This is a genomic window from Streptomyces javensis, assembly GCF_039525925.1.
In the GTDB taxonomy this organism is placed as follows: Bacteria; Actinomycetota; Actinomycetes; order Streptomycetales; family Streptomycetaceae; genus Streptomyces; species Streptomyces asiaticus.
In genome coordinates this window covers 1-8,982 of record NZ_BAAAIF010000151.1, presented here as the reverse complement: position 1 = coordinate 8,982, position 8,982 = coordinate 1, and the positions used below count along the sequence as shown (strand labels likewise).

Below are 8,982 nucleotides of genomic sequence, written 5' to 3'. Positions count from 1 at the left end.
TCTTAGGAAGACAAGTACCTCAATCAACTCCTTGGCTCACAGAACGACATGGCTACGATCCGACTTCCTGCGGCGCGGCCGGGCGCCCGGCGGGCCGGTCCGGGCCGCCCTGCGCCGCGCCCGCCGAGGGCGGGGTGGACGGAGCCGGGGGGAGCGGCGCCGCCGAGGGGCGCGGCGGGGTGGTCGGTGGCGGGGGCGTGGGGGGTTCCGCCGGGGCGAGGGGGAACGACGTGGCCGACGGCGGCGCGGAGGGCGGCGGCGGTACGGCGGGACCGGTCGCCCCGGCCACGGGCGGTACGGCGAGGCCGGTCGCCCCCGCCACGGGCGGTACGGCCGGGCGCGCCGGTACCCCCGGCCCGGCGGGCGTCTCCACCTCGAGCAACTGCACCGCGTGCCGCCCGAGCTGGGCGACGAGCGTGCCCGGCAGCCAGGGCTCGCCGTCGTCGTCCGCCCCGGCCGTACGCTCCAGCAGCGCCTCCAGCGAGGGCCGGTCGTCCGGGCCCTTCTTCAGGCAGTCGGTGACCAGGTCCCGCAGCCCCTCCGGCAGCCCCGTCAGGTCCGGCTCCTCCTGGGCGATGCGGTACATCACCGCGTGCACCCCGCTGTCCGCCGTGCCGAAGGGCTGACGTCCGGTCGCCGCGTAAGCGAGCACCGAGCCGAGGCAGAAGACGTCGCTGGCGGGGGTGACCCGCTCGCCGCGCACCTGCTCGGGCGACATGAAACCGGGCGACCCGACGACGGCGCCGCTGCGCGTGAGGATGCCGTCGGTGACCGTCTCCAGCGCCCGCGCGATACCGAAGTCGATGACGCGCGGACCGTCGATGGTGATCAGGACGTTGGAGGGTTTGAGGTCGCGGTGGACCAGACCGGCGTCGTGGATGTCGTGGAGCGCCTGCGTCAGGCCGTGCGCCAGGATGCGCACGGTCCGCTCGGGCAGCCGGCCCGACTCGGCGACGATCGCGTGCAGGGAGGGACCGGCGATGTAGCCGGTGGCGACCCATGGGGTGGCGGCCTCGGTGTCGGCGTCCAGCACCGGCGCGGTCCACGCGCCCCCGACCCGCTGTGCGGCCCGCACCTCCTGTTTGAACCGCCGCCGGAATTCGGCCTGTTGGGCGAGCTCGGTCTGGACGAGCTTCACCGCCACCGTGCGCCCGCGTGCTGAATGAGCCAGGAACACCCGGCCCATGCCACCGGCGCCAAGGCGCCGGAGCAGCCGGTACTCACCGATCCAGCGAGGGTCCTCGGCCCCCAGGTCTTCCATGCGTCGATCGTCCCTTCCCCGTGAATCCCCCTGATCAGCCCCCCGGAGAGAATAAGGGCGGCTGAGAGCGAAGTGGACGACGCGGACGATCCGTTATCGGTTCCGTATCCGTCCTGTGTCACTCCCGAGCCGGAGCACGGAATCCCGTGAGCCGCGAGGGGCCCGCCGGGAGCGAAATCCGGACAGCGGCGCCCCGGTCACCGGCGACGGCCGTGGCTCCCTCCGCCGCCCGGCAGGATGTCGGCGTACGACCCGAAACCCGGACAGGCTGTCGGTGCCGGGCGCGGGGCCCGGGTCCGTACGCTGGTGCCGCCCCGACCCGCGAGCGATCCGAGGTACGAACGTGTCCGTGCAGCCCAGCCCCGACCACGCGGCCGGCGCCGCCGTCAAGGCCGCCGACCGCGCGCATGTCTTCCACTCCTGGTCCGCGCAGGGCCTGATCGACCCCCTCGCCGTCGCGGGCGCCGAAGGCTCGTACTTCTGGGACTACGACGGCAACCGCTACCTCGACTTCTCCTGCCAGCTGGTGAACACCAACATCGGCCACCAGCACCCCAAGGTCGTGGCCGCGATCCAGGAGCAGGCCGCGAAGCTGTGCACCATCGCGCCGGGGTTCGCCGTGGACGTGCGGTCCGAGGCGGCGCGGCTGGTGGCCGAGCGCACCCCCGGTGACCTCGACAAGATCTTCTTCACCAACGGCGGCGCCGAGGCGGTGGAGAACGCGGTCCGCATGGCCCGGCTGCACACCGGCCGTGCCAAGGTGCTCTCCGCCTACCGCTCGTACCACGGTGCCACCGCCGCCGCGATCAACCTCACCGGCGACCCCCGCCGCTGGCCCTCCGACACCGCCTCGGCGGGCGTGGTGCACTTCTGGGCGCCGTTCCGCTACCGCTCGCCCTTCCACTCCGACAGCGAGCAGCAGGAGTGCGAGCGCGCGCTGCGCCACCTCGAGGACACCATCGCCTTCGAGGGGCCGCAGACCATCGCCGCGATCATCCTGGAGACCATCCCCGGCACCGCCGGGATCATGGTCCCGCCCCCCGGCTATCTGGCCGGGGTCCGGGAGATCTGCGACCGCTACGGCATCGTGTTCATCCTGGACGAGGTCATGGCGGGCTTCGGCCGCACCGGCCACTGGTTCGCGGCCGACCACTTCGGCGTCACCCCGGACCTGCTGACCTTCGCCAAGGGCGTCAACTCCGGCTATGTGCCGCTCGGTGGCGTCGCGATCTCCGCCGAGATCGCCGCGACCTTCGACCAGCGCCCCTACCCGGGCGGCCTCACCTACTCCGGCCACCCGCTGGCCTGCGCCTCGGCCGTCGCGACGATCAACGCGATGGCGGAGGAGGGGATCGTGGAGAACGCCGCCGCGATCGGCGAGAACGTGATCGGCCCCGCGCTGCGGGAGATCGCCGAGCGCCACCCCTCGGTCGGCGAGGTGCGCGGCCTCGGTGTCTTCTGGGCGCTGGACCTGGTCAAGGACAAGGAGACCCGCGAACCGCTCGTGCCGTACAACGCGGGCGGGGCGGACAACCAGCCGATGGCCGACTTCGCGGCGGCCTGCAAGCGCGGCGGTCTGTGGCCCTTCGTGAACATGAACCGCACCCACGTCGTGCCGCCGTGCACCGTCACCGAGGCCGAGGCCAAGGAGGGGCTCGCGATCCTGGACGAGGCGCTGAACGCGGCCGACGCCCATACGGCGTAGCCGTTCCAGGGTGGAGGGGCGCTGGGGTGCTTGGGTCTTCCGGCGAGTGAGCCGAAGGGGCGCGTCGCTGTCGAAAGGGAGAGCGCGCGCAGGGAGCGAGGTACGAGCGACCGAGCACGGTCGACCGTCGACAGCGACTGAGGCGCCCCGGAGGTGAACCGAGCCTCCTCAAAAAGGGGCCTGCCCGTTTGGCTCCGGACGCGGCCCGAGCGCTGCCCGACGGCTGCCCGGTGTAGACCAAGCCGCACTCTGCGTGTTCCGCGCAACGGCCCTCGCATATCGTGATGCGAGGGCCGTCCGCTTTCTTACACCGACGGCCGTGGAAGGAGACGGTCCTCGATGCCCGTGCCCGGCACCAGCCCGGTCAAGCGGAACACCCTGCGGCAGCAGATCGCCGACGCGCTCTGTGACGAGGTGCTCGCGGGCAGGCTCCCTGCGGGGCGCCAGTTCACCGTCAAGGAGATCGCCCAGCAGTACGGCGTCTCCGCGACCCCCGTCCGGGAGGCGCTGCTCGACCTGTGCTCCCAGGGGCTGCTCGATGTCGAGGAACACCGGGGCTTCAAGGTCCACGAGTTCACCATCGACGACTTCCGGCACATGGTGGACGCCCGCACGATGGTGGTGGAGGGCGTCTTCCGGCACTACGTCGAGCAGACGCTGAACACCATGACCACGCAGGCGCTGGCCTCGGTGCGGCGCCGGGCCGAGGAGGCCGAGCGGGCCGCCCGCTCCGGCGACCTGGACATCCTCATCGGCTACGACCTGCGCTTCTGGCGGGAGATCTGCGGGCTGGTCGGCAATCCGTACGTATCGGACTTCCTCCAGCGGCTGCGGGTGCAGACCTGGGTCTTCACGGTGCCGTACCTGCGCCGCGTACCCGATCTGCGGGGTCTGCTGTGGACCGGGCACTGCGAGCTCACGGCGGCGGTCACCCGTGGGGATCCCCATGACTCGGAGCGGCTCATAGCGGCGTACAACACGCATTTCCGTGCGCTGATCGAGCGGTTGGTGGCGGGGGAGGAGACGCGCTCGCGGAGCCGGGCGGGGACCGAGCCGGAAGTCAACTCCCCCTGATGCCCTCCTGAACTCTTCGCGAACTCCACCCGATCCATGGGCCCCGTCCCCCAGGGCCCGCGTCCTGCGCTCTTCGCGCCGCGTACGTGGGGCATTACGCTGGGCCGACCATCGACCGTACGGATACGAGAGTGAGATCGCGTGGCATGTGACCTCTGGTTGGTCCCCCTCGTCGATGTGCTGTGCCACAGCCCCGACAACCCCTTCGCCGAAGAGATCGCCGCCTACGACAAGGCGCTGAGCGATGCCGGTCTGCCGCCCGTGCCCGTCTTCAGCTATATGCCGGGACTTTCCGGGGATGTCGCGCCGGTGGCCGGTTTCGACTACGACGCGCTGCACTTCCTCCGCCGCGCCTATCTGCTCCAGCTGTGCGGACTCGCGGTGACGCCGGTGGACGAACTCGGCGGGGACTACGAGCAGTTGCTGGAGATGTTCGAGCCCACGGCCCAGCAGTCGCATCTGGTGTGGCACTACGACCACGCGGGCGCGTATGTCCCCGTCGACTTCCAGAGTCCGCTGTCCAACGACGAACTCCTCGAGGGCGGTGGTCCGTTGGGCTCCAGCCATGGACTGCTGCGCGAGCTGGAGGCGGTCGCCCCGGCGCTCGGCATTGACCCGTCCAACCCCCCGGCCGCCCCCGCGCCCCCGGCCCGCCCCACGAGCCTGGAGGAGCCGGCGGCGTCGGTCCCGTACGAGGACAGCCCCTTCGCGCGGGAGCGCCATGTGTGGCTGGGGCTGCACGCGGCGGCGACGCGCAGCCTGGGCCAGGGCTCGATGATCGTCTTCAGCTGACCGCCGAGCTGACCGCCGACCTGACCGCCGCCCCCGGGCTGCCCGCGCCCGTCATCAGCGGGGCGGCTCGGGAGGACGCTGCCGCGGCATATTGGGCCGGGCGGGGCTCGGCGGCAGCGGAAAGCGGCTCGCGGGGCTCCCGCTGTCCGGACGGGAGCCCTGGGCCATCAGCGACTGCGTGACCAGCGGCGCGGAACCGGATCCGAAGTCCACCATCCAGCCCGCCGTCTCGGCCCGCACCAGCTCCGACACGTCCTCGCAGAACCGCCGCAGCACCGAAAGACACCGCTCGACGGCCTCGCTCGCGGTGCCCTCGGTCGGGCCCAGCACCTCCCGCACGCTCTCCGACGCCCAGTCGAACTGCAACGCCTCCAGCCGCCGCTGCACCGCCTGCGCCGTGGCCATGTCCCGCATCCAGCCGGACGTCAGCCCGAAGAACCGGTCGCCGCCGACGCACGCGACCGCCAGCAGCAGCGCCAGCGCGCCCCACCCGGCACCGCCGTCCAGCGTTCCGTTCAGATCCAGCAGGGGCAGTACGGCCCCCACGACCCCCGCCACCGCGGCCCCCACCCGCAGCACCCGGGCGGCCCGCCGCTTCCACACCCGGTCGGCGAGGTACCACCCGGCGACCTCGAGCGCGCCCTCCTCGACCCACTGGTACAACTCGTCGAGCCGCTCCGCGGGCTCCCCCCAGTCGCCGTGCGGGAAGGGTCGGCCGAGCAGGTCACCCTGGTTCCTCGCACCCTCCTGCCGAGGGAGCCCCTCGGGCTGCATCTCCGGCTGACTCACCGTGCGACTCCCTCTGCGGCGGTGTCTCTCCTGCGCGCGGCTGACGCGCGACCACCATTCCTACCGCCGAACGGTTGGCCACGATGACCCGATCACCGGATTTCAGCCCGTAAGGGCTGCCCCATCGGGTATAGGACCGCCCACGCCTCACCCAAAAGAGTGCCCCCGCTCACGGCGCAGAGGCTTGTACCCGGGATCCAGGCCGGACCGCGCCGGACCGCCCCCGGACCGCGCCGCGGCCCCCGCCGCACAGCGCCCGCCGCCCCAGGCAATAGGCTGCCTACCGTGAAGGTCCTCGTCATCGGCGGCGGCGCCCGCGAACATGCCCTGTGCCGCGCTCTCTCCCTCGACCCCGACGTCACCGCACTGCACTGCGCCCCCGGCAACGCCGGCATCGCCGAGGTGGCCGAGCTGCACGCGGTCGACGCGCTCGACGGTGCCGCCGTCGCCGACCTCGCCGCCTCCCTGGGGGCGGGCCTGGTGGTCGTGGGGCCGGAGGCCCCCCTCGTGGCGGGGGTGGCCGACGCCGTGCGCGAGCGCGGGATCCCGGCCTTCGGGCCGTCCGCGGAGGCCGCGCGGCTGGAGGGCTCCAAGGCGTTCGCCAAGGACGTGATGGCGGCGGCGGGCGTGCCCACCGCCCGCGCCTATGTGTGCACCAGCCCCGCCGAGGTCGACGAGGCGCTGGACGCCTTCGGCCCCCCGTACGTCGTCAAGGACGACGGCCTCGCCGCGGGCAAGGGCGTCGTGGTGACCGAGGACGTCGAGGCCGCCCGCGCGCACGCGCTGGCCTGCGGCCGGGTGGTGATCGAGGAGTTCCTGGACGGCCCGGAGGTCTCCCTCTTCGCGATCACCGACGGCGAGACCGTGGTCCCGCTCCAGCCCGCCCAGGACTTCAAGCGCGCCCACGACGGCGACGAGGGCCCGAACACCGGCGGTATGGGCGCGTACTCCCCGCTGCCCTGGGCGGACCCCGCCCTGGTGGACGAGGTCGTGGCCACGGTCTGCCAGCCCACCGTCGACGAGCTGCGCCGCCGCGGCACGCCCTTCTCCGGGCTGCTGTACGCGGGCCTGGCGATCACCTCGCGGGGCGTGCGCGTGATCGAGTTCAACGCGCGCTTCGGCGACCCGGAGACCCAGGTGGTGCTGGCCCGGCTGAAGACCCCGCTGGCCGCGGTGCTGCTCGCCGCCGCCACCGGCCGGCTGGCGGACGAGCCGCCGCTGCGCTGGAGCGACGGCGCCGCCGTGACCGTGGTCCTCGCCTCGCACAACTACCCGGGCACCCCCCGCACCGGCGACCCGGTCACCGGGCTGGACGAGGTGGCGGAGAAGGACGGCCCCAAGGCGTACGTCCTGCACGCGGGCACCAAGCGGGACGGCGCGTCCGGTGAGGTGGTGAGCGCGGGCGGCCGGGTGCTCTCCGTCACCGCGACCGGCTCCGACCTGGCGAAGGCGCGCGAACGGGCGTACCGCGCGGTGGGCCGGATCGGCCTGGAGGGCTCCCACCACCGCTCCGACATCGCGGCGAAGGCGGCCGCCGAAGCGGATGCGTAAGCGGCGTCGCGAAGAGACGCTGTAATAAGTGTCTCAACCGGGGGCTCAAGGGCGTCGGTGAACGGTTCGGAAGCTCGCTTCCGCCTGTTCACACGGGACCCGGCGTCGCCATCGCGAAGTTCCCGGTTTTACCCAAGGCCATTCCATTGGGTGAGCGGTTCCGCATCCTGCTGACGCGCGCCCGACCCCCAACTAGTGTGCCGCTCAGGCGAGGTGCGGCAACTGGCCCACCGGCATTGCGGAGTCGGCGGCCGGTGCGACAGTGGGTGGGGAGAAAACAACGCCGCCGTCGTCCGCTGTTCAAACACCGGCCGGACAGTAGGGGGTGATGAGAACCGTGGCAGGTCCCGAAGCAGGTGCCCTGGAGGCGCGTGCCCGCGCCCTCGCGGTACTGCGCATCCGGAGCACCGCGCTCGCGGTCGCGCTCCTCCCGGCCGCCGCCGCCGTGGTGCTGCTGGCCGGAAGCGCCACCGGCAGCATCGGCGGCTCCCAGGACGAGGGCTGGACGGCCCTGCGCTGGGTGGTGACCGGGGGCGCCCTGGTGGTCCTGCTGCTGGCGGCGGCCGTGGCCGCCGTGGTCGTCCGGGCCAGGCCCGCGCTGACCCCGACGGTGCCCGTCGCCGAGGAGACCGCGCCCGACCTCTACCAGCTGATCCGCGATCTGGCCGAGCGCCTGGAGGTCCCGGCGCCCTCGGCCATAGCGCTCACCCCCGACTGCGACAGCTGGCTGGAGGACCGTACGCATCCGGCGCACGCCAACCGGCGGGAGCGCCGGGACCGCGGCGCCCTCGCGGTCGATGAGCCCCGCCCGGTGCGCGGCGCCAGAGGGCCCGGTCCGGCGGTCGGCGCCGACCGGGTCGTGGACCGCCCCGAGCGCGGCGCCCCGCGGGCGCCGGTGCTGGTGATCGGCTCGCCTTTCCTGTGGTGGATGCGGGTCGCCGAGCGGGTGGCGCTGCTCGCCCCGCTGGTCGCGGGCACCGGCCCGTCCGTCCACCCCGACATAGCCTCCGCCCGCCGCTTCGTGCGCGGTCTTGACGCCGCCGTGGCCGTCGCGGCCCGCGGCGGCGAGCCGTCGTCCGGGCCCGCGCCCGCCCCGGCGGCGGCGGTGCGCCGACCCGCCTTCGCCTTCGTCGGCTGGGTCGCCCGGCTGCTGCTGCGCGGCTGCCGGGACCACGCGGCCGAGATGGAGCGCGCGGTCGCCGCGGCCGCCTCCGAGCGGGCCCAGACGGTGGACTACGGGCTGCGGATCGTCGCCCAGGAGCAGGTGGGCCTCGCCTACGCGGGCTGGGACCGGCTGCTGACCCGGGTCGCGCTGCCCGCCTGGCGGATGGGCCGCTGGCCCTCCCGGCTGGACGCGGGCGTGGTCTCGGCGCTCACCGAGCTCTCCCGCCGCGACCGGCTCGCCGAGGGGTTCACCTCCCGGCTGAGCGAGCGCCCGGCCTGCGACCTGCTGGAGGAGCCCGGGGCGATGGACGAGGCCACCTCGCTGCTCGCCGCCCGGCTCTTCCACGGCGGCCCGCCGGAGCCGGGCCCCGACTGGTCCCCGGTCGACTGGGGCGCGTATCCGGAGGAGGTCGTGGACCGCAAGTGGCGGCAGGAGGCCGCCCGGCTCAACCGGCTCCTGGACGAGCGGGGCGGCGCCCATGAGCCCGTCGGCGCCGCCCCCGCCCCGGCCCGCGCGAGCGGGCCCGCCCCGGCCACCCTGGCCCGCGTCATCGACCGGCTGGCCGCCGCCCCGGCCGGGCCCGCCGACGGCACCGACGCCGGTTCCGACGGCGGCACCCACGGCACCGCCCACGGCGGCGCCCCC

The 8,982-nt window shown here is 73.8% G+C and carries 6 protein-coding genes and 1 pseudogene; 5 read left to right on the top strand and 2 right to left on the bottom strand.

What is annotated here, in order from left to right; all coding sequences use genetic code 11:
• Positions 1 to 70: 70 nt before the first annotated feature.
• Positions 71 to 1,261, bottom strand: a pseudogene (locus ABD329_RS46830) (serine/threonine-protein kinase); the annotation flags it as partial.
• Positions 1,262 to 1,604: 343 nt separating this feature from the next.
• On the opposite strand from ABD329_RS46830, the gene ABD329_RS46825 reads away from it, so the two are divergent.
• From ABD329_RS46825 to ABD329_RS46815, 3 genes are all read left to right on the top strand, one after another.
• Positions 1,605 to 2,966 (top strand): aspartate aminotransferase family protein, encoded by a 1,362-nt coding sequence (locus ABD329_RS46825; protein ID WP_198281556.1) that lies wholly within the window; start codon positions 1,605 to 1,607, stop codon positions 2,964 to 2,966.
• Between the two features lie 339 nt (positions 2,967 to 3,305).
• Positions 3,306 to 4,040: a GntR family transcriptional regulator gene (locus tag ABD329_RS46820; RefSeq protein ID WP_198281555.1), complete on the top strand. Its 735-nt coding sequence runs from the start codon at positions 3,306 to 3,308 to the stop codon at positions 4,038 to 4,040.
• Between the two features lie 141 nt (positions 4,041 to 4,181).
• Positions 4,182 to 4,832, top strand: coding sequence for a hypothetical protein (locus tag ABD329_RS46815; RefSeq protein ID WP_014053817.1), 651 nt, complete (start codon positions 4,182 to 4,184; stop codon positions 4,830 to 4,832).
• A gap of 54 nt (positions 4,833 to 4,886) precedes the next feature.
• Here the strand turns inward: ABD329_RS46815 and ABD329_RS46810 are convergent, their stop codons facing one another.
• Complete coding sequence (locus ABD329_RS46810) at positions 4,887 to 5,621, bottom strand: SLATT domain-containing protein (protein ID WP_344318139.1); 735 nt, start codon at positions 5,619 to 5,621, stop codon at positions 4,887 to 4,889.
• 285 nt (positions 5,622 to 5,906) lie between these two features.
• Between ABD329_RS46810 and purD the strand changes: the two genes are divergently transcribed.
• Positions 5,907 to 7,172 carry a phosphoribosylamine--glycine ligase gene (gene purD, locus ABD329_RS46805; protein ID WP_198282000.1) on the top strand — a complete coding sequence of 422 codons (1,266 nt, stop codon included), beginning with the start codon at positions 5,907 to 5,909 and terminating at the stop codon, positions 7,170 to 7,172.
• 328 nt (positions 7,173 to 7,500) lie between these two features.
• The coding region (locus ABD329_RS46800) for a hypothetical protein (protein WP_344318138.1) at positions 7,501 to 8,982 on the top strand (1,482 nt) is incomplete at its 3' end.

What these genes read in the sequence shown, in the direction of transcription:
- ABD329_RS46820 (WP_198281555.1), top strand. Translation starts at nt 3,306, where the DNA reads ATGCCCGTGCCCGGCACCAGCCCGGTCAAGCGGAACACCCTGCGGCAG.